General features: G+C 37.8%; 27 protein-coding genes and 2 other RNA genes. 22 read left to right on the top strand and 7 right to left on the bottom strand.

From position 1 onward, the window contains the following. Window positions 1-84 precede the first annotated feature (84 nt). The 9 genes from QFZ31_RS07820 to QFZ31_RS07780 all read left to right on the top strand — a co-directional run bounded on the left by QFZ31_RS07820 (window position 85) and on the right by QFZ31_RS07780 (window position 6,664). The gene (locus QFZ31_RS07820) at window positions 85-1,527 is read left to right on the top strand and encodes an aldehyde dehydrogenase family protein (RefSeq protein ID WP_307311427.1); all 1,443 of its coding nucleotides are present in this window, start codon (window positions 85-87) and stop codon (window positions 1,525-1,527) included. Between the two features lie 23 nt (window positions 1,528-1,550). Continuing rightward, window positions 1,551-2,030: a GlcG/HbpS family heme-binding protein gene (locus tag QFZ31_RS07815; protein WP_307302234.1), complete on the top strand. Its 480-nt coding sequence runs from the start codon at window positions 1,551-1,553 to the stop codon at window positions 2,028-2,030. A gap of 102 nt (window positions 2,031-2,132) precedes the next feature. Next, window positions 2,133-2,729, top strand: a complete 597-nt coding sequence (locus tag QFZ31_RS07810; protein ID WP_307302233.1) for a chromate transporter — start codon at window positions 2,133-2,135, stop codon at window positions 2,727-2,729. Then, entirely contained in the window at window positions 2,726-3,256 is a 531-nt protein-coding gene (locus QFZ31_RS07805) for a chromate transporter (protein WP_307302232.1), read from the top strand. Before QFZ31_RS07810 ends, QFZ31_RS07805 begins: the two co-directional genes overlap by 4 nt. Before the next feature lie 53 nt (window positions 3,257-3,309). After that, the gene (locus tag QFZ31_RS07800; protein WP_307302231.1) at window positions 3,310-3,999 is read left to right on the top strand and encodes a GntR family transcriptional regulator; all 690 of its coding nucleotides are present in this window, start codon (window positions 3,310-3,312) and stop codon (window positions 3,997-3,999) included. Window positions 4,000-4,166: 167 nt separating this feature from the next. Beyond that, entirely contained in the window at window positions 4,167-4,517 is a 351-nt protein-coding gene (locus QFZ31_RS07795) for a 2Fe-2S iron-sulfur cluster-binding protein (protein WP_307302230.1), read from the top strand. Window positions 4,518-4,896: 379 nt separating this feature from the next. After that, the gene (locus QFZ31_RS07790; RefSeq protein WP_307302228.1) at window positions 4,897-5,184 is read left to right on the top strand and encodes a putative quinol monooxygenase; all 288 of its coding nucleotides are present in this window, start codon (window positions 4,897-4,899) and stop codon (window positions 5,182-5,184) included. 21 nt (window positions 5,185-5,205) lie between these two features. Then, on the top strand, window positions 5,206-6,195 hold the full coding sequence (locus QFZ31_RS07785) for a Gfo/Idh/MocA family protein (RefSeq protein WP_307302226.1): 990 nt from the start codon (window positions 5,206-5,208) through the stop codon (window positions 6,193-6,195). Window positions 6,196-6,277: 82 nt separating this feature from the next. Beyond that, entirely contained in the window at window positions 6,278-6,664 is a 387-nt protein-coding gene (locus QFZ31_RS07780; RefSeq protein ID WP_373459908.1) for a GNAT family N-acetyltransferase, read from the top strand. A 45-nt stretch (window positions 6,665-6,709) separates the two neighbouring features. On the opposite strand, the gene QFZ31_RS07775 is transcribed toward QFZ31_RS07780, so the two are convergent. Further along, on the bottom strand, window positions 6,710-7,408 hold the full coding sequence (locus QFZ31_RS07775) for a sulfite exporter TauE/SafE family protein (RefSeq protein ID WP_307302223.1): 699 nt from the start codon (window positions 7,406-7,408) through the stop codon (window positions 6,710-6,712). 259 nt (window positions 7,409-7,667) lie between these two features. Between QFZ31_RS07775 and QFZ31_RS07770 the strand changes: the two genes are divergently transcribed. Next, window positions 7,668-7,967 (top strand): hypothetical protein, encoded by a 300-nt coding sequence (locus QFZ31_RS07770; RefSeq protein WP_307302221.1) that lies wholly within the window; start codon window positions 7,668-7,670, stop codon window positions 7,965-7,967. Between the two features lie 91 nt (window positions 7,968-8,058). On the opposite strand, the gene QFZ31_RS07765 is transcribed toward QFZ31_RS07770, so the two are convergent. Beyond that, window positions 8,059-8,325 (bottom strand): DUF3006 domain-containing protein, encoded by a 267-nt coding sequence (locus QFZ31_RS07765; RefSeq protein ID WP_307302219.1) that lies wholly within the window; start codon window positions 8,323-8,325, stop codon window positions 8,059-8,061. A 1-nt stretch (window position 8,326) separates the two neighbouring features. After that, complete coding sequence (locus QFZ31_RS07760; protein WP_307302216.1) at window positions 8,327-9,538, bottom strand: MBL fold metallo-hydrolase; 1,212 nt, start codon at window positions 9,536-9,538, stop codon at window positions 8,327-8,329. A 409-nt stretch (window positions 9,539-9,947) separates the two neighbouring features. Here QFZ31_RS07760 and QFZ31_RS07755 point away from each other — a divergent pair, with 409 nt between their 5' ends. Both QFZ31_RS07755 and QFZ31_RS07750 read left to right on the top strand, forming a co-directional pair. Further along, window positions 9,948-10,190: a hypothetical protein gene (locus QFZ31_RS07755; RefSeq protein WP_307302215.1), complete on the top strand. Its 243-nt coding sequence runs from the start codon at window positions 9,948-9,950 to the stop codon at window positions 10,188-10,190. A gap of 99 nt (window positions 10,191-10,289) precedes the next feature. Continuing rightward, on the top strand, window positions 10,290-10,634 hold the full coding sequence (locus QFZ31_RS07750) for a n-acetylglutamate synthase (RefSeq protein ID WP_307302214.1): 345 nt from the start codon (window positions 10,290-10,292) through the stop codon (window positions 10,632-10,634). A gap of 99 nt (window positions 10,635-10,733) precedes the next feature. On the opposite strand, the gene QFZ31_RS07745 is transcribed toward QFZ31_RS07750, so the two are convergent. Beyond that, complete coding sequence (locus QFZ31_RS07745) at window positions 10,734-11,555, bottom strand: EcsC family protein (RefSeq protein WP_307302213.1); 822 nt, start codon at window positions 11,553-11,555, stop codon at window positions 10,734-10,736. Between the two features lie 635 nt (window positions 11,556-12,190). Here QFZ31_RS07745 and helD point away from each other — a divergent pair. Then, window positions 12,191-14,500: an RNA polymerase recycling motor HelD gene (gene helD, locus QFZ31_RS07740; protein ID WP_307302211.1), complete on the top strand. Its 2,310-nt coding sequence runs from the start codon at window positions 12,191-12,193 to the stop codon at window positions 14,498-14,500. A gap of 89 nt (window positions 14,501-14,589) precedes the next feature. On the opposite strand, the gene ffs is transcribed toward helD, so the two are convergent. Then, window positions 14,590-14,855: signal recognition particle sRNA large type (gene ffs, locus QFZ31_RS07735), an RNA gene on the bottom strand. 59 nt (window positions 14,856-14,914) lie between these two features. After that, window positions 14,915-15,301, bottom strand: an RNA gene (gene rnpB, locus QFZ31_RS07730) — RNase P RNA component class B. Between the two features lie 234 nt (window positions 15,302-15,535). Here rnpB and QFZ31_RS07725 point away from each other — a divergent pair. From QFZ31_RS07725 to QFZ31_RS07710, 4 genes are all read left to right on the top strand, one after another. After that, on the top strand, window positions 15,536-17,080 hold the full coding sequence (locus QFZ31_RS07725; protein WP_307302210.1) for a spore germination protein: 1,545 nt from the start codon (window positions 15,536-15,538) through the stop codon (window positions 17,078-17,080). Then, a complete protein-coding gene (locus QFZ31_RS07720; RefSeq protein ID WP_307302208.1) occupies window positions 17,061-18,161 on the top strand; it encodes a GerAB/ArcD/ProY family transporter in 1,101 nt (366 codons plus the stop codon). Before QFZ31_RS07725 ends, QFZ31_RS07720 begins: the two co-directional genes overlap by 20 nt. Next, window positions 18,158-19,264, top strand: coding sequence for a Ger(x)C family spore germination protein (locus QFZ31_RS07715; RefSeq protein WP_307302206.1), 1,107 nt, complete (start codon window positions 18,158-18,160; stop codon window positions 19,262-19,264). The genes QFZ31_RS07720 and QFZ31_RS07715 overlap by 4 nt, the downstream gene beginning before the upstream one ends. Window positions 19,265-19,396: 132 nt before the next feature. Continuing rightward, window positions 19,397-19,771 (top strand): DoxX family protein, encoded by a 375-nt coding sequence (locus QFZ31_RS07710; protein ID WP_307302204.1) that lies wholly within the window; start codon window positions 19,397-19,399, stop codon window positions 19,769-19,771. A gap of 431 nt (window positions 19,772-20,202) precedes the next feature. On the opposite strand, the gene QFZ31_RS07705 is transcribed toward QFZ31_RS07710, so the two are convergent. Further along, window positions 20,203-21,138, bottom strand: a complete 936-nt coding sequence (locus QFZ31_RS07705) for an acetamidase/formamidase family protein (protein ID WP_307302202.1) — start codon at window positions 21,136-21,138, stop codon at window positions 20,203-20,205. Window positions 21,139-21,785: 647 nt separating this feature from the next. Here QFZ31_RS07705 and QFZ31_RS07700 point away from each other — a divergent pair. The 5 genes from QFZ31_RS07700 (at window position 21,786) to QFZ31_RS07680 (ending at window position 26,107) form a co-directional block, all read left to right on the top strand. Then, window positions 21,786-22,550 (top strand): NUDIX hydrolase, encoded by a 765-nt coding sequence (locus tag QFZ31_RS07700; RefSeq protein WP_307302200.1) that lies wholly within the window; start codon window positions 21,786-21,788, stop codon window positions 22,548-22,550. A gap of 13 nt (window positions 22,551-22,563) precedes the next feature. Next, the gene (gene pnuC, locus QFZ31_RS07695) at window positions 22,564-23,259 is read left to right on the top strand and encodes a nicotinamide riboside transporter PnuC (RefSeq protein WP_307302199.1); all 696 of its coding nucleotides are present in this window, start codon (window positions 22,564-22,566) and stop codon (window positions 23,257-23,259) included. Beyond that, window positions 23,260-24,279, top strand: coding sequence for a multifunctional transcriptional regulator/nicotinamide-nucleotide adenylyltransferase/ribosylnicotinamide kinase NadR (nadR, locus tag QFZ31_RS07690; RefSeq protein ID WP_307302197.1), 1,020 nt, complete (start codon window positions 23,260-23,262; stop codon window positions 24,277-24,279). 105 nt (window positions 24,280-24,384) lie between these two features. Next, window positions 24,385-25,311 (top strand): DMT family transporter, encoded by a 927-nt coding sequence (locus tag QFZ31_RS07685; protein WP_307302195.1) that lies wholly within the window; start codon window positions 24,385-24,387, stop codon window positions 25,309-25,311. Between the two features lie 259 nt (window positions 25,312-25,570). After that, window positions 25,571-26,107 carry a VUT family protein gene (locus QFZ31_RS07680; RefSeq protein ID WP_307302194.1) on the top strand — a complete coding sequence of 179 codons (537 nt, stop codon included), beginning with the start codon at window positions 25,571-25,573 and terminating at the stop codon, window positions 26,105-26,107. Window positions 26,108-26,208 lie beyond the last annotated feature (101 nt).

Raw genomic sequence — 26,208 nt, 5'->3', positions numbered from 1 at the left:
TCTTGTAGTATCGAGGTTTTAATTGACGGCCATTTTCTATTAATAAAGAAAATAGGTGATACTTTGTTAACAACAAAAGTGAAAATGTTCAATAACTATATAAATGGTGAGTGGCAGGAATCAGTAAGCAAAAAGCAGTTTTTAAGTGTTAATCCTGCGAATACAGAAGATATTGTTGGCGCCTTCCAAGCTTCCACTGAACCAGATATCCTGGCAGCCATTGCAGCAGCCCAGGCTGCTTTCTCAAATTGGGCAAAGACATCTCCTTCAAAACGTGCAGCGATCTTAAATAAAGCAGCAAGCATACTGGTGGAAAATGCTGATCAATACGCAGAAGAGTTGACAAGGGAAGAAGGAAAGCATGTTACAGACGCTAAGAATGAAGTGATTAGGTCTGCACAAACTCTTCGATTTTATGCCGTAGAAGGTCAGACAATTACTGGAGAAACTTATCCGAATGATGATCCAGATATGAAGGTTTCCTCAGAAAGAGAACCCCTTGGGGTTGTCAGTGTCATTACACCATGGAACTTTCCGCTTTCCATTCCTGCAAGAAAGATTGCACCAGCATTAATCACAGGTAACACAGTAGTTTTCAAGCCTTCTTCCGATACACCATTAATTGCATTACGTCTTGTTGAAGCATTACATCAAGCTGGTATACCAAAAGGGGTCATCAATTTCGTGACTGGAAAAGCTTCAGAAGTAGGCGATTCTTTGGTTACCCATCCAGCCATTAAGGCTATTACATTTACAGGTTCGACTGCTGCAGGAGAAGATATTCACAAAAAATCCTCATTTACAACTCGAACACAAATGGAGCTAGGCGGAAAAAATCCTTTAATCGTCATGGATGATGCAGATATTGAATTAGCCGCTACACTAACAGTTAACGGTGGTTTCTCTTTAACTGGTCAGGCATGCACGGGAACAAGCCGGGTGATTGTATTAAAAAGTGTAAAAGAGCAATTTGTCCAAAAACTAGTTGACAAAACTAGTAAGTTAAAAATAGGTAACGGCTTTGAAGAGGGCGTGAAAATAGGGCCTCTGGCAAATGAAAAGCAATTGAAAAATGTCTTAAAGTACATTGAGTATGGGAAAGAAGATGGTGCTTCATTAGTTTTCGGCGGTGAACAACTAACAAATGATCATTTTAAACAAGGTTATTATGTTCAGCCAGCGATCTTTATTAATGTAAAACCTGATCATCGTATTGCAAAAGAAGAAATCTTTGGTCCTGTCGTGGCTGTCATTGAAGTAGATACATATGAAGAGGCCATTCAGGTTGCAAATGATGTTGAATATGGTTTAGCAGCAGCGATTGTTACTGACAGTCTGAAGATTGCTAATAAATTTACAAAAGATATTCATGCCGGAACCGTAAAGGTCAATCGAACCACTACTGGTAATTTAATGAATGCACCCTTTGGCGGGCTGAAAAATTCAAGTACATCTACATTCCGTGAATCCGGCCGGGTTGGTTTGGAATTTTTTACACAATTAAAGACCGTTTATATCGGATATTAAAATAGAAAGTTTGAGGAGAATAAATGAAAACAATATTGAAATTAGAATTAGAAGAAGCAAAATTAATGATTGAAGCAGCTAAGAAAAAATCAGAAGAAATCAATGTATTTGAAACCATTGCCATTGTTGATGATGGAGGGAATTTAATTGCTCTTGAAAGAATGAATGGAGCAAGAATTACCGGACCTGAAATTGCGATTGCTAAAGCATATACTGCTTCTGGTCATAAACGATCCACTCACCTATTTAATAAAGAGCCGAACGGTCCTGCGTTACCTGGAAACGAAGCATTTGGGATTCAACAGATGCTGCCTGGGAAATTTGCCATTTTTGTTGGGGGATTCCCAATTGTTGTGAATGGGGAAGTGATTGGCGGAGTAGGCGTAAGCGGGGGAAACGGAGAGCAGGATATTGCTGTTGGAACTGCAGCTCTCGAGGCTTTGCAAAAGCAAGTAGAAAGTGATGGCCTTTCAGTAGTAACACAAGCGGATATTAAAATTTAACTAAACAGGGACCTCATCCCTTGTAATTTTAGGAACTATAGGGGTCCCTTATAGGCTTATCACTTCAAAGGCTAGCTACAAAGGAAGGATGGAGAGAATCAATTGAATAAATATTTGGAATTAGCCATTGGATTTGCGCGCACAGGAGTTACAGGCTATGGCGGGGGACCTTCTACAATCCCGTTAATCGAATTCGAGGCTGTGAAAAAATATAAATGGATGTCAGAAGAAGAGTTTGGTGAGGTTTTAGCGCTAGCCAATACGCTCCCAGGTCCCATTGCTACAAAAATGGCTGCCTATATCGGTTATAAAGTCAAAGGGAACTTAGGGGCTATGGTTGCCATTCTGACACACGTTCTTCCATCCGTCATTGCCATGCTTGGTTTATTAGGTGTTCTCTATTCTTTTAGTCATTCACCTATTGTAGACGGTATGGTTCAAGGGGTTACGCCTGTTATAGGGTTTATGCTGACGGAAATGGCTTATCGATTTTTCCAAAATGGTAAAAAAGGTTTGGGTCTGTCGAAGATGATTTTGTTCTCTGCCATTTCATTTATCCTTATTCAATTGGTCGGACTTCACCCAGGAATCTTAATCGCCACATTTTTAATTTCTGCCTTTTTTATTGCTAGCCGGAAAGAAAAGGCAGCAAAAACTCCTCAAAAAGATGTGATCGAACTAAAGGAGAAAAGCTCATGATATATTTAGAAATATTTTGGTCATTTTTTATTGCTAATTTGTTGGGGTACGGAGGAGGACCCGCAACCATCCCATTAATACAAATCGAAGTAGTCAATGAAAGAGACTGGATGACACTATCAGAGTTCGGGGACCTGTTAGCCATCGCCAATGCCTTACCTGGTCCAATTGCGACGAAGATGGCAGGATTTATCGGGTATGACGTGGGTGGCGTTCTTGGATCCATTGTCTCACTTGCTGCTACGATACTTCCATCAGCTATTGCAGTTATTTTGTTGTTTAAGTTTGTAAACTCATTTAAGAATTCACCCAAAGTTAAACTAATGACTAAGTCTGTACAGCCGATTCTCGCGATCTTGCTTGCTGTGATGGCTTACCAATTCTTTTTAACAGCCTTCGAAAATAGCGGATTATTTCACCTTGTGCTACTAACTGTGCTCAGCTTTTTGACCTTAAGCAAGCTGAAAGTTCATCCATCTTTTGTAATCATTGGTGCCTTACTATACGGCGGTATCTTTTTATCTTAATCGTGGAATTCATGAAATGATCTATAAACAAATTAACTTAGCAGGTGGTATAAATGGAAGTCATATGGGAGGAAAATAATCTTTTATCGATTAGAGAACATGCTTATCTATATTTAAAAAAGATGATATTAGAAGGTGAGTTTAAGGCTGGAGATCGTCTAATTGAGAGAGAGCTTGCAGCGAAACTAAAAATAAGCCGAACACCGATAAGGGAGGCATTGTTCCGTCTAGAGTCACAAGGCTTTGTGAAAACGGTACCGAGAAAAGGCGTTGTACTCTCTGATATCTCGGTAAATGAGGTTACTGAAGTTTTTACGATTCTTGCTTCATTGGAGGTCCTAGCAGTCAAATTAGCATCCCAAAGAATGGATCAAGAAACCAAAAATGAATTGGATGAAAAAATAAAAGAATTGATAGAAATAGAAGAGAATGAAGAAGAAAATTTTAATTTTGAACATATAAAAATGAATCATTTAATAAACAAAGCATCAAAGAGTCCTAAATTACTAGAAATTCTTTCAGGATTAATCGATTATATCCATATGGCTGCGAATATGGGCTATGAGACAGCAGGAAGAAGGAAAGTATCTTTAAGGGAACATATAGATATTATGAAGGCATTACGTAATCAAGAAACAGAAATGGCTGAATACTTGATGAGGATTCATATTGAAAACTCTAAAAAAGCATATATTACGTATATGGACAGTATTCAACAGAAACTTCTAACGAATAAAAGTTAAGGCAGGCAGCTAATTTTTATGCGCCTGTTTTATTTTTAGCTTTTTTAATAGATTCATTAAAAATACGAAATAAATAATTAGAATATTTTAAATTTACGCATTGTCTGATAATTGAAAATATGGTATATTGTATACCAAGAAGAACATTTAAAGGAGGAATTCATAGCATGCCACAAATTCGATTTATTAATAGTAATAAAAACTTAGAAGTTCCAGAGGATTCGAATATATTAAGAATGTCACTTCGTTATGATGGTGATCTTCCGAATCGATGTGGAGGAGGAATTTGCGGCACTTGCGTCTTTAAGGCGGAAGAAGGGGCTGAATTCCTTGACAATGTTAAAATTCAGGAAAGAAGGAAATTGGGAGAGGAATGGCTGGAGAAAGGATATCGCTTAGGATGCCAGACCTTTGTTACAAATGGAGATATTGAAATCTCATGGGATGATGAAATTACCAAACAAGTAAAAATGAGAAAACCAGATAAACTAAAGCAAGAAGTGGCTACAAATAAGTAAGGATATAATAAAACTCGAACATATCAATTGAGGTGAGAACCATGTGGGTCTGTCACACGCATATGAAAGAAGTATTAACGGTATTAGATATTCCCCATATTAGAAAAGCTCCCTATAAAATTAAATGCTCGCTATGTGATCAACATGCATCTGCAAAAGTATATTATACTCATCAGTCCTACAAGGCAACAAAAAATCAATATATGAATATACAAAAAAAATTAAGTTAACCTTGAAAAATAGAATGCAAGAAAAAGGAGCAGTGGATGTAAAACAAATCCACTGTTTTCCTTTTTTAGTGAAAGAAGTTGTTAATTGTGAGAAAATTGTTCAAAATAGGATATGAAAGTTTTTTTAAAAAACGAGAGGGGGAAATGAAATGATAAAAGTAGTGGCAAAATGCAAATTGAAACCAGATGTAAAGGTAGAAGAATATTTACGTGATGCTAGGGAATTAGTGGCAGAAACAAGAAAAGAAGAAGGGTGCATTACATATGCTCTTCATCAAGATATTAATGATCCATCTATCATTACTATGCTTGAAGAATGGGTGGATGAAGAGGCTTTGAATCAACACAATAAAACGGAACATGTTAACAGAATTGTCCCTAAGCTTAGGAAACTACGAGAAAGCACAGAAGTTAACATTTATAGAGAAGTAGAGTAGTTTCGTGGAAGGGGGAACATCATGAAGTTGGATAAAGTTCGTTGGGGCATCATCGGCTGCGGGGATGTAACAGAAGTAAAAAGCGGTCCGGCATTTCAAAAAGTTAACAATTCAGAGCTTGTTGCGGTAATGCGGAGAACAGGGGAACTTGCGAAGGACTATGCGGAACGCCATCAAGTTCCCAAATGGTATGACGATGCAGACCAACTCATAAACGATCCAGATGTAAATGCTATCTATATTGCTACACCTCCTGGTTCACATAAGGAGTATACCCTAAAGGCAGCTAGGGCAGGGAAACCTGTTTATGTAGAAAAACCGATGGCACGCAATTACGCGGAATGCCAAGAAATGATTGCTGCATGTGAAAAAGCAGGAATTCCATTATATGTGGCATATTATCGCAGAGCACAAGCTCGATTTTTAAAAATAAAAGAATTGTTAGAAAATGGGGCAATCGGCGAGGTTCGGTTTGTATCTGCCACGCAGTATCAAATGGATTTTGAAGCGGGTAAACAACCTGAGCAGCTGTCTTGGCGTGTTCAACCTGAATTGGCGGGTGGAGGTTTGTTTTTTGACTTAGCCAGTCATACTCTCGATATTTTCGACTTCTTGTTGGGGCCGATTACGTCTGTTCAAGGAATTGCATCAAACCAAGCAGGCTATTATTCGGCTGAAGATATTGTTTCAGGTACATTTTTATTTGAATCTGGCGTTCATGGTGTAGGGAAATGGTGTTTTACTGCCTTTGAAAATGAGGATATAAATGAAATTATAGGTAGCAAAGGGAAGATTACCTTCTCCACCTTTGGGAACGAACCAATACGATTGACCACAGAACAAGGAACAGAAGAGTGGAGTTTCGAACGGCCTCAGCATGTTCATCAACCCTTAGTGGAAACGATTGTTTCAGACCTAACCAGTGAAAGTAGCGCGTGTCCAAGCACCGGAATGTCAGGTGCCAGAACGAACTGGGTTATGGGTGAAATGGTGAAGAACTATTACCAGTAACCAGGCAGGGGTTGTTGTTGTGAGTGATAGTAAAGTAAAAATCATTAAGTATCAACCCAACTATGCGAAACAAACAGTTGAAATGTGGCGGAATAGTAAGGAAGCTGCACTTGGTCAGAAGGAAATACACAGCTTTGATAACCACGTTGATTTTTTAAATCAAATCCTAGCAAAACAATATCAAGTAGATCTAGTATTAATGGATGAGATGGTAGTCGGAATGATTGCTTATAACGAAGGGGAAATAAGCCAGCTTTATATTCATATAGACTTTCAAGGAAACGGTATTGGCCAAACTTTATTAGCTAGAGCGAAAGAACAATCAGCTGGGCGATTAATACTATATACATTTGAAGTCAATAAGAAAGCACAACGCTTCTATGAAAAACATGGATTTATTATCATTGGTAGAGGGTATGAAAACGAAGAAGATTTACCTGATATACTTTATGAATGGAAAAATACTTAGAAAAAAAGTAACCAACCGAACAGGATTGGTTACTTTTTTAAACGATTAAACTAATATAAGTCTCAAAGCTCCGATTAAGGCAAATCCAAGAATAAGAGTTTGGAAGGCTTTTTGCGGGATAAGAGGGACCACTTTTATTCCGATCAACGCACCTATTAAAATAGTAGGAATCAACCACATATTAAACGTAATGGAATCAAAGGTAATCAAACCTAAACTGATATAAAAAGGTACTTTAATCAAATTCACGAACATGAAGAACCATGCACCTGTTCCAACAAACTCTTTTTTCGGCAATCCTTTCATTAATAAGTAGACGGCCATTACTCCGCCTGCTGCATTTCCGATCATCGTTGTGAATCCGGCTAAGATTCCCATGGAGAGGGTAAACCACAATGACTTTGGTAGAGCCTTAGTAAATTTTTCTCCAAAGCGTTCTCGACTGATATGCAAAATAATGAGTGCTAATACGATGACACCAATCAGTGGTTTTAACTGATCGCTGTTTATTTGATTAAGGACAAAATAACCGATAACAATTCCAATCAATACCCAAGGAATCAATGAAATAAGATATTTCCAGACCACACTTCGACGATAAAAAATAACTGCAAAAAGGTCGCCCACGACTAACATTGGCAGCAAAATTCCTATAGATTCTTTTGCTGGAAATACGTACATAAGAATCGTGGCAACAAGGATACCCATGCTGGATACTCCGGTTTTTGTAAAACCAATAAACACTGTGCTTAAAATAACGACAAACCATTCGATGTAGGATAATTCAAAAATGATGACTCACCTCAATTTTTTAATAATTCTCTATATTATTTTAAAGCAGAAAAGGATTAATTTCTATGATTAGTTTTTAATTAATTCATGTACCAAGATGTATCTATATTTTATTATTTTTTAATTCAGGATTTGCAGCGTGTGTAAAGATAGCATCGACTGTTACAATGAGAGAATATAGAATTTAACAAGATGTAGAAAGGAGTCGGACATGAAGAAGATTGATGAGTACTTCGAAACTGCAATGGAAGCCTGGAGTATGATGCAAAAAACATCGGATGAGGAAGGGGCAGAATGGGCAGAAAGATTTGAACGCTACTTTTATGAATTTATCGACGAATTAAAGAAATGGTGGACGACACTTGATCCAAAGCCAAAAGATATAGAAGAGGCTGAGGAATTACCTGAAATAAAAAAGTGGATGGAACAAATTCCAGCTCCTGTTCAACTAAATTTTCTTACGGAGCTAGAGGATATTGTGGATGGAGTAGATACAGTGAGGTTTGATTAATCCATTAGATAGAAGCTAATGGTGAAAATAAGGAAAACTCCCTTGTGAATCATGGGAGTTTTCCATTTTTTATAAATTTGTTTGCGCTTATCTAGTTCTTTTTAAACTTGCTGCCTTTACTCCTAGAACGAAGCTTTGCCATCAAATCATCCACTTTCTCCTGTTCTGTCTGAGTAGTTTGCTCGTCCAATTTCATTGATATAATTTTATCGTTTTCGATCGTAATCTCAAAATAGGACTTTTCCTTGCTTCCTGCCGGCAAGTCCTTGACTGGAATAATAAATTCTTTTTTGATCTCCTCTGCTAAAATAACAGCAAATTGTTTGTCTTCGATTCTGTCTAAGTAGCCCTTAATCATCCTAACCTCCTACGCAAGCAAGTCCTTGCGATTTTATATCTGCAATCCTTGCTGGACCAATTCCTTTTATTCTTCCTAAATCATCCACTGAGGAAAACGGCCGTAAGTTAATTAAATCTTGTGCACGGGCTGGTCCGATATGCATGATTTCCTGGAGCTGTTCGATGGATGCCGTATTAATGTCAATACAATTGCCAGCAATCGGAGTAGGTTCCACTTTTACCTCATCATGAGTTGCTTTTCCGCTGCTAGAGGGTGTTATGGTCCCGTCTTTTTTCGTCAGGATTGTATAATCTTTTCCGTCTGTTTCTACAATTACCGTCCCATGAACATCTGTCCCATAGAGCTGGATATTTGAATTTTGAACAAGATTAACCACTTCTTCATGGGGATGACCGTATGTGTTGTTCAAGCCGGCACTGTAAATTGCCACAGCCGGATTCACTGCCCGCAAAAAAGATGAGTGCGTCGATGTAGAAGACCCATGATGACCAAGCTTTAGAATGTCAGCTTTAACATCGATACCACTTTGAAGCATTTTTAACTCATCATCAGTGGTCGCGTCTCCTGTTAAAATAAATTTGACGTCACCATAGGTTAGTTTTAACGAAATCGACTCTTCATTATCCTGTTCACTAATCGTTTTAGGGTATAAGACATCAATGTGGAGCGGACCAACATCAAACTGTTCTCCCATTCTTGGCTCATAATAGTCCACTTTTTTCTCATCAATCGCTTTTAACAGTCTTTGAAACGTTTGAGAGGGATTGGTATTCCCTGATAACCAGACCTCACCAACATTAAAGGAGTTAATCACCTGATCTAACTGCCCAATATGATCGGCGTCTGGATGTGTTCCAACCGCAATATCAACTTGTGATACCTTCTGTGACCTGAGATATTGGATGACCTCATCACCAGTCCAGTTGCCAGCGTCAATGAGTATCGTAAAGTCTTCACCACCCTCAGAAAACTGAAACAATGTGGAATCACCTTGACCGACGTCAATGAAGTGAGCTTTCAGTCCTGATAAATCGGAGGGTGCTACTTTACCTTCTTCAGGTGTTTCACCGTTTTCCATTGGAACAGTCTTTTCTACAATGTTTTCTTTCCTTTGCGCCAAATCTTTTGATTCATGGTGTTCTTGGCCGCAGCCACTTAAGAGTAAAATAAAAATGAAGCTATATAAAGCAAAAAGGTAACGTTTTTGCATGCAATTCCCCCATTTCACCTATTAGCTTAACACAAATCAACCATTTTCAGACAATTCAAGTGCCGCCTATTCGTTTTCAGTCTAGTCAAAAATAAAAACAGGAGATTAGTATAGTAGTAAAAGGGGAGAGTGGATTTCATTGGAAATCATAAAATGGAAGAAAATGGATCTTCAAAATGCGCTTGATTTATTGATAATTTTCAAGATTTACAATAAGTTGAGTTAAGTTGAAGGTTAATTTAAATTAAAATAGTAATTCGTTAAAAGATAGAAGAAAGGGGTAGTTTTGATGGAGAATACAGCAAAACTCAAAGGATTTGATAGTAAAGAGGGGAGAGTACAGAAAGGAAGAATAAGAACTAGTCGATTAGGGAAAAGTAAATGAACTTAGATACAAGGTGTAGATGTCATGTACTATTTGTTATCATTCGGATTAATGATATTTGGTTTAATAGGATTATACGGTTCTATTTTTAAATACACAAAAGAACAACATAAAAAGTCCAAATTGACTTCGTCAGGTCAAGGTTTTGATGGTCTTCTTTTGGCAATACTGATGAAACTGCTTCCGTGGTGGATAGCTAAGAATATTCTTATTCAAAGTAGTGCTTTGGCTGTTTTTATTGGAGTCATGATACTGATAACAATGTGAAAATTGAGCTGCTCCTGCAGCTCAATTTTTTTTAATTTAGGGGTAGGTCTAGGAAATAAATGGTATGATTAAAAATATCAAAGGAGGAGTGAGGTAATCATGATAGATTATAACGGCCGTAAGTTTGTTTCAATTGAAAATACTGAAAATGGGGAGGTTTCTTCACAAACAGTCTTTGTATATAAACAGGCAGGAAAAATAATCTCAGCAACCTACAGTGGGGGAGAAATTATACAGGGGACTTTAATTGGGCTGGTCAGGGAAGATGGCTGCTTAGAATTCAGATACAATCATGTGAATTCAAAGGATGAAATTAGAGGAGGGAAATGTATATCTACTCCGAATATCTTGCCTGATGGAAGAATTAGACTATATGAAAAGTGGAAATGGCTTGATACAGAAAATGCTGAGGGAAGTTCCATAATAGAAGAAGTTACTGGATAAAAAATGATGAAGAAGTAGTAGGTTAATATAATAGGAAGTGCCAGGAACTGTCCAATACATTGGATGGTGCCTGGCACTCTTGTTTATTTCGGAACACTACTAATCGAGTTTTCCCTGGTCGTTGTCATAAAGTCTCTCCAAGATTCTCCGTTTTCGGAATAACATTTTTCCTGCTTCGGCAACATCATTAATGGAAGAGCGATTAATAAACGCACCAAAAATCATTCCTGCAATCGGAATCATTTGAAATAACTTTTTCCATCCAAAAGAATCACGGTAAGTTGTTACGACCTCTCGCCATCCCTGCAATTGCGAGATCATTTGTTGGTTTTGCCCACCTTGTCTAAAGGAAGAAAGCTCCTCTAAAATAGCCTTTTTCCCAACAATATCCGAAGAAGTAAATTGGAGACACTTCACGATAAAAATTCTTTCCGATTTTTCTTTTGGGTCATATCCATAACAGATAGAGATTTCTTGCAGGACTTTGAGTGATAATCCTAATAAAACGGGAATATCAATCGCCAGCGTAAAAAGTCCGCCGATACCAGTTGTTGCTCCTTGCACCGTGGCCATTTTCGTTCTGGAACTTCTTAGCTCTTCTGCAATTTCATCCATTTTACTAATCGGAACCTGTTCGAGTAACTCAATTTTAAGTTCATCGGATGGCGAATCTGGGGCAAATTTCTTCAATATATTTTCTTCCTTAATTAAATATTGCCCGCCTGTCTGAATGTAGTTCCCTATTTCATCGATGGCCACTCCGATTTTATCCTGAATGAATTTTGGGGTTAGTTTATCCAGCAGCATGAAGGGCAAACGACCAATTTTTTCCCAAAACCATAAATCCTTCTGTTCGTTTTCCCAAGCTTCAATCTTTTTCAATTCTTCTTTTAAATAATCTACTGATTCACCATTTATCAAAACAATTCCACTCCAATTTCAAAAAATCTTTACATGTATATACGTGAAACGCTCAAACAAGTTTCATCTACTAAGTACAATTTCAAAACTTCAATTTTAATAGAATACACAAATGATCGGTATATATACTACCGTTCCTTTTGGGAGTTTTTTTCTCAGTACTGAAGGTCAAATACAAGGTTCGTTCTTGAAGGAATATTTCCACCTATATAAAAATATTTATATAAAAAACAAATGTAAGTTTGTACATGTACATGATTTCCCTGTAGAGATTCTAGAAGGGAGCAAAGTCTTTGAATCGGAATCGAAATAGAAATGTACAATTAACTATATTTTTGCTATTTTGCTTACTAATCGTTCTGATCGTCCATGCGGTTCTTCATATTAAAATTTATATTGTGTACAGCACAGGACTTGGTCCAATATTCGTCATTGGATTGATCATTTTCCTAATCATCCTCCTATATTACAAAGGATGATTGAAAATTAACAAATAATTTGAATTAATAACTATTAAATGGTAAAATATAGCTCCATTGTGAATCAAAGCATCTGCAAAATAATTGTAGATGTTTCTTTTTGTGTTCGTTTGATTGGACGTAAACGTTGATAGGGAGAGGTGGCGGTTTAAGAGGATGAGTTCAAATAAGAAAAAGTCAGTTCGTGACCACAAAGATTATCAATTAGAGGTTGAGCGTTTAGAGTTTACAAAGGAATACATAAAAAATGTGTTGGAGATGTCGAAGGGGAATAAAGAGCAGTTCGTAGAAAACTTGAAGGAAGCCTTTGCTGATCTGGATACCTCAGATAGTAGTTTAAGTTACATGACTTTACTTACGAATGCACAGTATTTAGAATTGGCACAGAGTGAATTGGAACGATTGGCGAGTGTCATTGGAAAACCGTACTTTTCGAGAATAAATTTTAAAAGCAGCGGTGATACCGATGAAGAAGTTCTGTATATTGGGAAAGCATCGCTCTTTGACCGTGTAAACCAGATCCCGATTATCGTGGATTGGCGGTCTCCGATTGCTAATGTTTACTATGATGGAAGGCTCGGGGAAGTTACTTATGACGCTTATGGGGAAACCCAAAGTGGTTATCTATCTCTTAAAAGGCAATATGAAATAGAGAACGGTTTTCTAAAAGAGATAAGAGATATCGATTTAACCACACATGATGAATTATTGCAGAAATCCTTATCTGGGAAAGCGGACAATCGCTTAACCGAAATTGTCGCCACCATCCAAAATGAACAAAATGACGTCATTCGAGCCTCTCTTAAACATCCGATCATCGTTCAAGGGGCTGCTGGCAGTGGTAAAACAACCATTGCACTCCATAGAATATCCTACTTTCTATACTCGTCTGGATATCGATTCCCTCCAGAAAAATTAATGATTCTTGCACCAAACCGATTGTTTATTGATTATATTTCCGCTGTTTTGCCTGATTTAGGAGTAAACAAGATTAAACAAACCACCTATATCGATTTTATGAGAAATTGTCTTGGGAAGAAAATTAAATTATTAACTCCCAACTCAAAATTAATGGCCCTGATGAAAGGGGAAGAGAAATCAAAATGGTTACAGTGGGTGTCTGGATTTAAAGGTTCCCTGGATTTTAAAGAATTAATCGACAATTATGTAAATGAAATTGAACATAAACTAGCACCAACGAAGGATTTTATAATAGAAAAATCACTTCTCATGAGGGGCCAAAAAATCAATCGACTATTTTTACAGGAATTTAATTATTTACCAATCTATAAAAGACTGGATAAAATAAAAAATTTATTAGCCAATGATTTACGACTAAAAAAGTCCATCATGCTAACCAAGATTAATAGTAAATATGACGAAGCTTTAGAAAAGGCACTTTATAGCACTAGGATGAATGCTGATAAAAGAAAAGAAAAAGTCGTCACCATCATGGACACGAAGGAAAATCGTATTCGAACCGTAGAGCAGGAGTCGAAGGTGGCGATTAAAAATTATATGGAACCATTCGTAAAAAAAGATGTTTTTTCATTATATAAGGAACTGATGACATCGTCTGAACTTTTACAAAAGTATTCCCGTACTCTTTCAGAAAAAGAGTGCAAGAAACTCAGTCTATATAGTCGAAAGATTTTTGCCAAAAAGGCACTTGAACTCGAGGATTTAACTCCTTTATTTTACATGAAGGCAAAACTAGAAGGTATTGATGAGCCATATAAAATGAAGAGTATTTTCATAGACGAGGCACAGGACTACAGCTATTTCCAATTTGCTGCAATGAAAGAAGGTTTTGAAACAGACTTGTTTACGATTGTGGGCGATTTAGCGCAAGGAATTCATTCTTATCGCGGGTTAAACAGCTGGGAGCCATTAGTTACTGAGATTTTCCCTAATGCCAATTATCATGCTCTGCAAAAGAGTTATCGAACAACCGTTGAAATCATGCATTTAGCGAATGAAATACTTTCGATTATGGAAAAAGATTTGCCGATTGTACAACCAGTTATTCGTCATGGTGACAAAGCGCGCTTTACAAAAATTGACCCTGGCAGCCTTCAAGAGGTTAGAGAAAGATTAGAAGAAGATATTCATTTACTAAAGGGACAAGAACTGAACTCTATTGCTATTATTGGAAAAAATGACAGCGAGTGTTTACGAATATATAAGATACTGGAAAATAGCAATCTGTCGATTCAGCTGTTAGAAGAGAAGGAAGATATGAAAAAGGGGAGTGTTGTAATCGTACCTTCCTACCTTTCAAAAGGCCTGGAATTCGATGCGGTACTGATTGTTAGCTTAGAAGAGGCATACAAGGAAGAGGAGCTAGACATTAAATTGTTATACGTCGGTATGACGAGACCGATGCATAGGTTACATTTGTATGCGAGTTCGTTATCGGACTTATTGTTAAACAGAGTTTCCTCGGTTCATTTTGATACGAATTAATGCAGAAAATGCCAGGCGCCATTCATAAATCGAATGGTACCTGGCACTTTATATTTTAGATTAAGGTCAATTTATAATTAAAATTAAAACCGTGCACCTGCCATTGATGAGAACAACCAAGCGTTACTTGTAAAAGTTAGCTCAAACTAGGCTTCCCCGCGGCACATAGTAGTGGCTACTTATGGCTGCTTCCTTCCGGACCTGACCAGATTCATAGGTACCATTGCGCAGGACCCAGTTTTTCAACGCTATTTTTACAAGGCAGACCTTACAAGCTCAAACCTCAGGCAGGAATTCAACCCCGCTATGGCGGATTGCGGGTTACAGGGCACCGCCAACTCCCCGTCTAGCACGGTATGTATATGCTAGACTATTGCTTATGTTATGTTAGATGATAAAGCCGGCGCATGAAATGGCTGTAAGCCAGGTTCTGTTCCTGCGTGCTCAAACGATGCCAATCTCGCACAACAGGTGTAATCATATGACTATCAGTCACGAAGACCGATCCATCCGTTTGGTTCATAATTCCCGCTCAGATGGTGCCCCTACCAAAGTTTGGGTTGCTCGCTCGTGGGGTTTACCCGTTCCATTTCTCCTGTTTCCAGAAGAACTCGTCACTGTGGCACTTTCAGGGTACTCGGAGCATATCCATGAAGGACTTAGCATCATTTCCCCGCCGTCAGCAGTACAAAGACTGCTGCCCACCTTTGCAGATGGCACGAACACTCCGGGCATCTCAGCACCGGGCGAGCCTGGACTTTCCTCAACTCATGTAAACATGAGCCGCGATTACTCACCATTTCATGTTTGTTATCGACTACGTAAATCAATATAACATAAAAAAGAGAAAGTAATCATTAGGAGAACTGCCCCAGAGATGGAATATTAAGGGTTATTAGATGACAAAAACTTTCTTAGTAATCAATATGCCATATTATTTCCATTTGGGTTCGCAGTTATAAATGAAAAGCAGATTGACATAGATTTACCATATTTGGGGGAAAGTATTGGAAAAAAGGTCAAATGGAGAAAAAAATGAATTTTATTTTTCGTGGTATTAAGAGACACATAAAAAAAGATTTCAAACAAGTTCCTTCTGATCAGAAGTCTAAACCGTATGTAGGGGTATTTGCATCAATAGATGAGAACATTACTTTTATTAAAAATACTTTTTCTTGTTCAGATGATTTAATAATCAAGGAATTTAACGTGAGAAATAACCGGGGGATTCTTGTCTTTTTAAATACAATGACAGATTCGGATAAGATTCAAAATAATATTTTAAGTCCTGTACTGGAAGCGAATGGAGACACGCTCGAAAGTGTACTGAAATCAAAATTTCTTAAATCAAATAACTTAATCAAAGCGAAAGAAGAACTATTAAATGGGTCCTGTATCATCTTCTTTGATAGAGATCAAGAATTTTACAGGTTGGAAGTGGCCATCTCCAAAGATCGGGCAGTGATAGAACCGAATAATGAACAAGTGATCAAGGGATCTCATGAAGGTTTTATTGAAAATCTTTTGATCAATCTCCATTTAATTCGAAAATCCATAAGAACTCCAGACTTAATTATGGAACATTTATCAGTGGGTGAGCATATCCAATCCAAACTAACCATGGTTTATATGAAAGACCTTGCGAATAAGGAAATAATTAAAGAATTTAAACGAAGGATCGATTATATTTCTATGGATCATATACCCAGTATTGGATCTCTTCAGGAATTAATAGAAGATTCGACCTGGTCACCTTTTCCACAGATTTTAAGTACAGAGAGAGTAGATCGTGTAATAGGTCATTTGAATGAAGGAAGAGTTGCGATATTTATGGAAGGGAGTCCTTCTTGTTTACTAATACCTGTCACATTCTTTGCATTCTTTCATTCACCTGATGATTATAATTCACGCTGGATGATTGGAACGTTTATCCGTTCCATGAGACTCATGAGCATTGCTATTGCAGTAAATTTACCTGCTATTTATATTGCGGTCATTGGTTTTCATTTCGAAGTACTGCCGGATGATTTAGTTCTCCCGGTTGTAAGTTCTATTCGAAATATTCCATTTCCCCCATTAATTGAAGCGCTTGTCATGGAGTTAACCATTGAGTTGATTCGTGAAGCAGGGGTACGGCTACCAGCAAGAATTGGCCAAACGATTGGTATTGTCGGGGGACTTGTTATTGGGGATGCGGTTGTCCGTGCTGGTCTCGTTTCGAATACCATGATTGTCGTTGTGGCGATTACGGCGGTTGCTGCCTACAGCATCCCTTCAACAGAAATGAGCGATGCCGTTCGATTTTTACGTTTTCCCCTTATGATTCTTGCTTCAACCTTTGGATTTGTTGGGATTGTTTTTGGCTTTATGTTTACTTTAGCTCATTTATGCCGGTTAGAATCATTTGGTACACCCTATTTTGCACCTTGGGCACCATTTCGGTTAAAAGATATAAAAGATACTTTTATTCGTTTACCACTATGGAAATTTAATACACGTCCGCTCGATTCAAATCCGAAAATGTTGAGAAAGCAATCCTTGTCAAGAGGGTGGAAGACTAATGAAACTAACCGCGAATAAAATCACTAATAAACAGCTAGTATTTATGATTATCCAGGCACAAATTGGTGTAGGAATATTATCATTGCCCCATGATGTAGCATTAATAGCGAAACAGGATGCCTGGATTTCCACTATAATTGCAGGAGTCTTTTCACAAGCGATTATTTTCGTCATTTGGGGACTTTGCAGAAGATTTCCTGACCTTTCACTGTATCAAATACTTCCGAAATTACTAGGGAGAGTGTTCGGGAAAATACTGATTCTCAGTTACTCATTATACTTTATGGTAACTGGGAGCTTAGTTCTGGCGAGATATAGTGACATTATCGATAAATGGATTTTGCCGCTTACCCCTAATTGGATCACCATGCTTTTAATGCTATTAACCTGCATTTACATCGTCAGTGAAGGTTTAACCAGTATAGCAAGATTCTATGTACTGGTATCGCCCATTTTGATTGTATTAGTAGCGTTGATTTCGTATGCGATGAAAGATGCGAACTTACTGTATCTCTTTCCAATAGGGGAACATAGCATTTCAACGATATTGAAAGGTTCAAAAGAGGCAGCTTTCTCGATGTTGGGCTTTGAACTTTTTCTCTTTATCCATCCATTTGTTCAATCTTCAGGAAAAGAGAAGCTCGTCGCCATCACTACAGCAAACATGTTTGTCACAATCTTTTATACCTTTATGGTGATTGCAAGTCTTATCTTTTTCGAACCCAATATGGATATTGCACTGACTCCTGAGCCATTATTGTATATGATTAAGGCTTATTCGTTTCAGGTTCTCGAAAGGACGGATTTATTTTTCTTATCACTCTGGCTTGTTATCGTTGCGACTTCGATAGCAAACTGGCTATTGCTATCCTCGATGGGGTTGGCCAGCCTTGTTCGAAAAAAACACTATGCTCGCTTTCTCCCGTTTGTTGCTGGGATTTATTTAGTTTTGGCCCTTATCCCCGATCAAGGGAAAGACTTTGAACGTTTTAATCAGATCCTTGGGCCTTCGCACTATATTTTTATTGTCATTATACCTGTACTTCTATTTATTCTTTCGTTTATTTTGACAAAAAAAGAAGTGGTGAATAAGGCATGAAAGGCAAAAAGCCTATCTTGGTATTTCTCTGTTTATTCCTTACTGGCTGCTGGGACCAGCACCTGATGAAAAATGCGGTATTGGTTCAGATCTTAAGTTTTGATTTAACTCCGAAAGAAGAACTTTTATTAGGGGTCTCTATTCCCATCATTGAGGAGTCCTCCGGGGGTCCGCAAGCCATGGTGAAAAGTGAAACATTTTCTGCTAGCGGGCATACACCGAGGGACAGCCGTCTGAAAATCGACCGTGAAATAGCTGGAATATTAGATACATCTAAAAATAAACTGATCTTGTTCGGCGAACGTATGGCTGGTACCGGTATTTATCCCTCGTTGGATGTCATTTGGAGAGATCCACGAAATTCACTGGGTGCTACACTAGGGGTTGTGGAAGGGGAGGCAGTTGATCTGCTTGGTATTAAACCAAAACATGAGACAAACGTAAGCGAATATATACAAGACGCACTAACCAGCGCAGAAGAAAACTCGGTCATTCCAAGTCAAACGATCCAGACGCTTGCTTCAGAAATGATTGATCCGGGAGAAGATACCGTCCTCCCTTTCCTTAAAATGAATAAAAAGAAAAGCGCAGTGGTTGTAGGATTAGCCCTAATGGATGATAATAAATATTCAGGAAATTTACCACCACAAGAATCAACCCTCCTGCTTTTATTGGAAAACAAAAAGGGAAAAAACGCACGATTTACAAAAAAAGTAAATAATGATGAGCAGCACGTAGTAAATGATTATATTTCTTTTAATGTCCAAGATATGAAAAGAAAATTAAAGGTTCAAGTTAAAGATAGAGAGGTCTTTGTTTCAATAAATTTAGATTTAAAAATAAGCGTTGAAGAGTACCCAAAAGGGGATGTTCCAAAGGATATAGAACGTCTAAATAAGTTATTATCAAAAGAGCTTACTGAAGATGCGAAGCAGGTAATAACAAAATTACAGAAGGCGAACTGTGATGCATTTGGAATTGGAAGGAGACTGATCGCGTTTCACCCCAAAACCTGGGAAGTTCACGATAAGGATTACTTTAAAAATATAAAATTTAATACCATTGTTAAAGCTGAAATAATCAAACACGGAATTGTCCGGTAACAATTAAAATTAGGAACTACGAGTTCTAACATAGCTGCGTAGTTTCTTTTATGGAAAAGACGGAATATTCTTGAATTAAAAGTATATATGTATAGTGAGAAGTTATTAACCTCATGAAAGGATGATGTCTGAATGGATTGGCTATGGCTGGTTGGTCGGGCAGTATTTGGTCTTTATTTTGCTTATTCTGGTCTAAATCATTTCATCCAATTTCAAGGTTTAAAGCAGTATGCAGCTTATAAGAAGGTCCCAGCACCAGGACTATCGGTAGTAGTAACGGGATTAATACTCCTAGCAGGAGGATTGAGTGTCCTTACTTCATATTGGATAGAATGGGGACTATATTTATTGGTACTTTTCCTCGTAGTTTCAGCTTTCATGATGCACAATTTCTGGAAGGAAACGGATCAGAATGCAAAAGTAGGCGAGATGAATCAATTCCTAAAGAATATTGCATTAGCCGCAGCAACTTTAATGTTACTGTCCATTACCAATTGGACTTGGTAAATATATAATAATTATGATCTAAAAAGGATGTTCTACTGATAATTAGTTCCGTGTAACTATTGCAAAGATTAAAATTGTAATGCAAGCATGACCTTCAAATTTTAATGAAATTTGGAGGTCTATTCTTGTTAAAAGAAAGGATATCTGAATATTGATTTTACTTTGTATGAAAAATAAACGGAAAAATTCCGGCTATATTAGGAAATACAAAATAAGAGGAGTTTTTCCGCTTATCTTATCTAAATCTTTGGATTTTGTTTTATTTAGAGCAGTTAACCGGAATATCTCCGCTTATATCCGCTTCTTCAGCTTCCCCTATATACATTAACAGGAAATTCTCCGCCTATGATTCTCATACCCGCGCTAAAATTGATACTCTCCTTACAAATTGCCCTACATTTTATAGTGCGGCTTGATTGATCTATCTTCCTCTAACGAATTGAGCCATGAGGCAGGACCGCATGGACACCTTTCACACCATTGACCACTTGCGTAATTCTGAGATCAACGGCCACACTAGCTAATGCAACAGCAGCGGTTTTTTCGATTTCAAAGAACTCTTCCATTAACTGAACCATTTCGTTTAATGCTAGAGCCGCTGCCTTATTTAAATCTTCATCGAACCCAAAAGTAATCCAACCTGATGGTGTTTTGGCTCTGGGCAGGGAAATGTTCATATCTTGTCTGACGATTAAGGTGACATCCACATGGTCCATCGGACATTCAATAGCTGTCCCGGAAACCTCACCATCGCCCTGAAGCGCATGCCCATAACCAATTGAAAATAGAGCCTCATCCACTACTATAGGCAAAAACAGGGAGCTTCCTTTTACCAATTCTTTGCAATCAATATTACCGCCGCAATACCGGGGCGGAGGAGTGGATTGTATGCCAGGTTCAACAGGTGCAACTCCGATAACCCCCATGAACGGCTGAAGACCCACATGGAATAATCTGTCACCAATTTTAGTACTACCTGTCATTGTGTTTGAATTTAATTCCCAATCAAAGGGGACCCTCTCTGTATTCGATAACCCGAGACAGTCATTCTGCCAATTCTTAATCCCTCCAGCCCAGTTGTGCCCATACCAGCCTGGAACAATATCGTTTAGTTTAACCTCTAGCACCATTCCTGGCTTTGCCCCTTGAATGGCTATCGGACCAATCATTGGATGAATCTGAATTTTTTCATTTTCCCGCGATTCAAGCGCAATACTATCCTCACCTTTGGAAGGTGAGTAGCCCCATTTAATATCTGGTGTTTTGAATTGAAGCGAATCACCTGAATCTATCGTTAAAATCGGGAGATAATCTTTACTGAAAGAACTGTGGAGATTTTGACTAATCAAATCAATTTTGTGAATCAATGTAGTTCACTCCTTAACAGTTTGAAGTGCTGTGTTATACTAGCAGGATTACGATTTCAGTAAAAACAAAATAACAATAAAAGGTAAATTTTAAAAGTTTTACTTGGATATGATTTTTTACGAAGCGCATAGTGTCAGCTTGACCAATTCCGCACGTAAAATGGTATATTGGCACGTAAATTTGAGAAACGGCACGTAAGATATTAATTTGGCACGTATATTAGAAAAACGGCACATAAAACTAAAAAACACTAAAAAAGGCTAATATAAACTGTCTAAAGGTTATACAAGATTGCTCAGGGATTAGCCCGAACTTGGTTATTGGATTTGACCTTTGCATAAACCAGCTCATTTTATAAATTTTTGATAACTATAATAGTAGTTTGGCACGTAAATTGATAAATTGGCACGTAAAATTAGAAAACGGCACGTAAACTGGAAAAATGGCACGTATAAATAAAATTCCGCACGTACGACTAATAAAGTAAGTAAGTGAAAGCCAATTGGCACGATCCTCTAAGAAGGATGTGCCATTTTTACTGCTTAAGGCAATCTTTGTAAAAAATATTGACCAAAAACAAATACTGGAATATACTTTAATTAACAATTAACAAAATGTTAATTAATAAAAAGGGGTGAATAATAAAATGAAAAATCTATTTACAACACCAGATGGTTATACCAGTGATATTGCAGTCTTTACGATTACATCTGAAAGTAATGGTGAATATAAGCCTCCCATAAAAACGCTGAAAATTATGCTGATTAAACGAAGTGAAATGGACCATGAAGGCAATCCAAATATCGAAGCTGGTAAGTGGGCACTTCCAGGTGGATTTGTTCGACCGAATGAGACTGCTTTTCAGGCAGCAGAACGCAAACTTGTGGAAGAAACAGGAGTGGGTGGTCTTCGCATCAAACATTTTGGCGTTTATGACTCACCTAGTCGGGATAACAGAGGATGGATTATTTCAAACGCTCACTATGTAATAGCGAATGAATCTTCCTTAAAGAACCGCAAAACGACCTATGACGCGCAAGATATCCAGCTTTTTTCTATGGAAGAAGCGCTAGCTCTTGAACTTGCATTTGACCATCGCGCCATAATTGACGATGCCCTCTGGTTTATCAAGAAAGATATGGCCCTCACCACACTTGCAAAACATTTCCTCCCAGAAGAGTTTGTGCTTTCGGAGCTTCAAGGTGTTTTGCTTACGGTTTTGGATGACCCATCCATCTCCACCGATGCAGCATTTTTTAGAAAAGCACCAACACTTCCTTTTATTGAAGCAGTATCGGAAAACGGAAAACTTAAGAAATCAAATGCATATTCGAAAACACCGGCACAACTATACTGTTTTACAGATTTTCAACCGATTGTTTCGGTCTATAGAAATAAACTAAAAGGTTAGGGGAGAGTTACAAATGGGGATATTAAAAAATTGGACGCGTTTTGAGATAGGTTGGTTGTTCACCTTGACCTTGATTAACATTTACCTATTCTTCGCTTGGTCCGACTCACTGCTTGGTTTGATTTCATCGATTAGTGGTATGCTCTGCGTGGTTTTAGTGGCAAAAGGAAAAATCGCCAACTATTATTTCGGGATTGTCCAAACGTTAACCTATGCTTATATCGCTTATGGCTATGGCCTTTATGGTGAGGTTATGTTAAATGCTTTGTTTTACTTTCCGGTACAATTTATTGGTATCTATATGTGGAAAAAGAACAAAACCGAACATGGAGTTAAGGGAGAAGATGTCATAATTAACAGCCTTACAAAAAAAGGTTGGTTCTATACAGTATTGTCTATCCTCATTCTTACGATTGGATATGGCTTTTTCTTGAAATTCCTAGGTGGCAATTTAGTCTGGACAGATTCAGCCACAAATGTACTATCAATCGCTGCACAAATCTTGATGTTGAAGCGATATACCGAACAATGGCTATTATGGATTTCAGTCAATGTATTATCGATTTTTCTATGGCTGGGTGCTCTTATTTCTCAAGGAGGAAATGATTTTTCCATGCTAGTGATGTGGTCAGCATTCCTTGTAAATAGCATTTACGGGTATGTGAATTGGAGAAAACTATCGATCAAACAAGTTCAGGAGGCGGCCTAAATGACAATTGGTTTTATCGGAGGAAAATTCCTTCCCTTGCACCTTGGCCATGTGTATGCCATAGTTCATGCTTCAACGATCGTGGATGAATTGTATGTTGTTTTATCTCATAGCGAACTGCGGGACAGAGAGCTTTGTCAGGATACCAAAATGAACTATATTCCTGCTCAAATCCGGTTACGCTGGCTTTCGCAATTAACCAAAGAAATGCCACATGTAAAAGTAATAAGCATTGAAGATCATCAAGATAACGACAACTATGATTGGGCACAAGGAGCCCAATTGATAAAAAGTAAAATCGGAAAGCCTATTAATTACGTTTTTAGTTCAGAAATTCAAAATAATGATATTTTTAAAGAATTATATCCTAATTCAAGGCACAAGCTGATTGATCCTCTGCGCTCCCAGGTTAACATCGCTGCGACAACCATTCGGACGGAGGGAGTCTTTAAACATTGGGAGTTTATACCTGATTTTGTTAGACCTTATTTTGTAAAAAAGATTGTTGTGGTTGGGACTGAAAGCTGTGGGAAATCGACCTTAATAAGAAATCTTGCTAAAATCTACAATACAACTTATGCAACAGAATATGGCCGAACGCTATGTGAAGAATTAGGCGGCTGTGACGGGATTATGGTAAAGGAAGATTATCAAAGGATTGCTTATGGGCATAAGATGGAAGAATTTAAGGCTATTGAAAAAGCAAATAAGCTTGTTTTTATCGATACGGAAGCTATTGTAACCCAGTTTTATTCGAATCTTTATAATGATGAACACCAGGCGGTACTAGACGAAATTGCAAAATTACAAGATTATGATCTTTGGTTATTCCTCGAACCCGATGTTAAATGGGTAGATGACGGGCTGCGAGTTCATGGCGAAGAGTCTGCTAGAGAACAAAATAATCAGCACCTAAAGACATTATTAAATAAACATCATATTGACTTTAAGGTATTAAGCGGTAATTATGAGCGCCGGCTAAAGGAGGCTATACAATATATTGAAAAAGTAATCCAGTAAATTTTTTCTTCTGTCTATTACGCAAAATTTTACTAGTGCATGTTAAGGCTAATCTGAGATAATAGTTGCATGTGTTTAATTTTAAGTTGAATGGACGGAGAAAACATGACATCAAATATGTTTTATTATTTAGGGTTAATTTTTGTATCAATTGTTTGGGGGATCAATTTTGGAGTTTCCCGTTGGGCGATGGACGTGTTTCCTGCTGAGGTGTTTGTATTTCTTCGATTTGGTCTCGCCTTGCCTGTCTTATTTCTTTTTTTAAAGTGGACAGAAGGCAGTGTAAAAGTGGAGAAACGAGATTTAATAAAACTTGCTATTATCGGTTTAATTGGCGTCACGGCGTTAGAAATTATGGTGATGTACTCTATCAAATATACCACCCTTGCGAATGCATCTTTATTAAACGTTGCTCCGTGGCCCATTTTTGCTGCTCTTTTTGCACCATTATTTACTCGAGAAAGAATTACCGTGAGAGTAGCCATTGGCGGATTTATTGCGCTAGTGGGAGTAACACTGATCATCCTAGGGGGAAAAGATGGCTTTGATCTTAGTTCGGAGTATATGATCGGCAACTACATTGCTTTAGCTATCAGCTTAATTGGTGCACTATTTAATTTGGCATGTATGCCGCTGATGAAGAAGTACTCACCTCTTCGTGTAACCACTTGGTACGTTTTATTTGGTTCACTATTTTTATTTCCGTTTACTGTAGATAAATGGAGTGGTATCCAATGGGGTAATCTTTCTATCGTCACATGGGGAGCCGTTGCTTACAATGTGTTATTATGCACTGTCGCTGCCTTTGTTATTTGGAATATCTGTATGAAACATGTAGGCGCTGCCAAAGCAAACTTCTTCCGTTATTTTGTACCAGCTGCGGCGGCTGTGGCAGGTGCGTTATTCTTTAATGAATCTATTTGGATTACACAAATCATTGGTGGTTTAGTGATTGTTCTTGGATTAGTTTGGATTGGAACGGAAAGAAAACAGCAGATTCCACCCGTTATTATCTCAAACTCGAATAGATAAAAAAGGACTTTTATGAAATAACACTAACATGTAAGAATAGAAAATAGAAAAAGAGCAAGAACTACAATACTATCTTTTTACAAAGGTATCGACAGATTGATGGGAAAAGTGTAAAATAAGTGAATCCTAAATAAAAATCCACGTACTGTGGTCGAGGTTGTAGCACCCCTCGCTAAAAAAACTAAGACGAAGCAGCATTTCTCTTAGAGGTGCTGTTTTTTTGTTGTTCATCTTAGAGAGTAAAGGGAGAGTGGTTTTTGTGAGAATATTATTGTATTTAGTTTCAATCGTGACTGCCAACGTAGTAACGGCAGCATTTGCACCATTAGTAATGGGGATTTTCATCGTTCCAATGGGAACATTTTTAATCGGGGCTACATTCATCTTCCGTGACCTGGTACAAAACAAGTACGGCAGAAAGAAGACGTATATGTTTATTGGATTTGCACTATTATTATCGGCAGTAGTTTCATCCATTCTCGGTGATACATTAATCATCGTATTGGCATCTGCAGTTACTTTCGCGATAGCGGAAACAACAGATACTGAAATTTATTCAAGACTGAAATTGCCTATGAGCTTACGCGTCCTTTACAGCGGAATTGTCGGAGGAATCCTGGATTCTGCGATTTTCGTGGTTCTTGGTCTGAGCCCGTTAGGTGCAAACTTTCTTCCATGGGAAGCCGTTCCGGCAGCAATTCTAGGTCAAGTCCTTGTTAAAACAATCATTCAAGGCATTGCAGCGCTTATCATTCATCAAACAAATAATATGAGCAAAAATACAGTAGCACATTAAGGTAAAAGCCCCAACTCTTTTTAGAGAGTTTGGGGCTTTTATTTATATATTACGTAGTCCAACAATGTCTAGTACGGACTATGTTAGGAATATATTCTTAT

Origin of the sequence: Neobacillus niacini (genome assembly GCF_030817595.1) — a bacterium.
Taxonomy (GTDB): Bacteria; Bacillota; Bacilli; order Bacillales; family Cytobacillaceae; genus Neobacillus; species Neobacillus niacini_G.
This window is presented reverse-complemented; position numbering and strand designations above follow the sequence as displayed.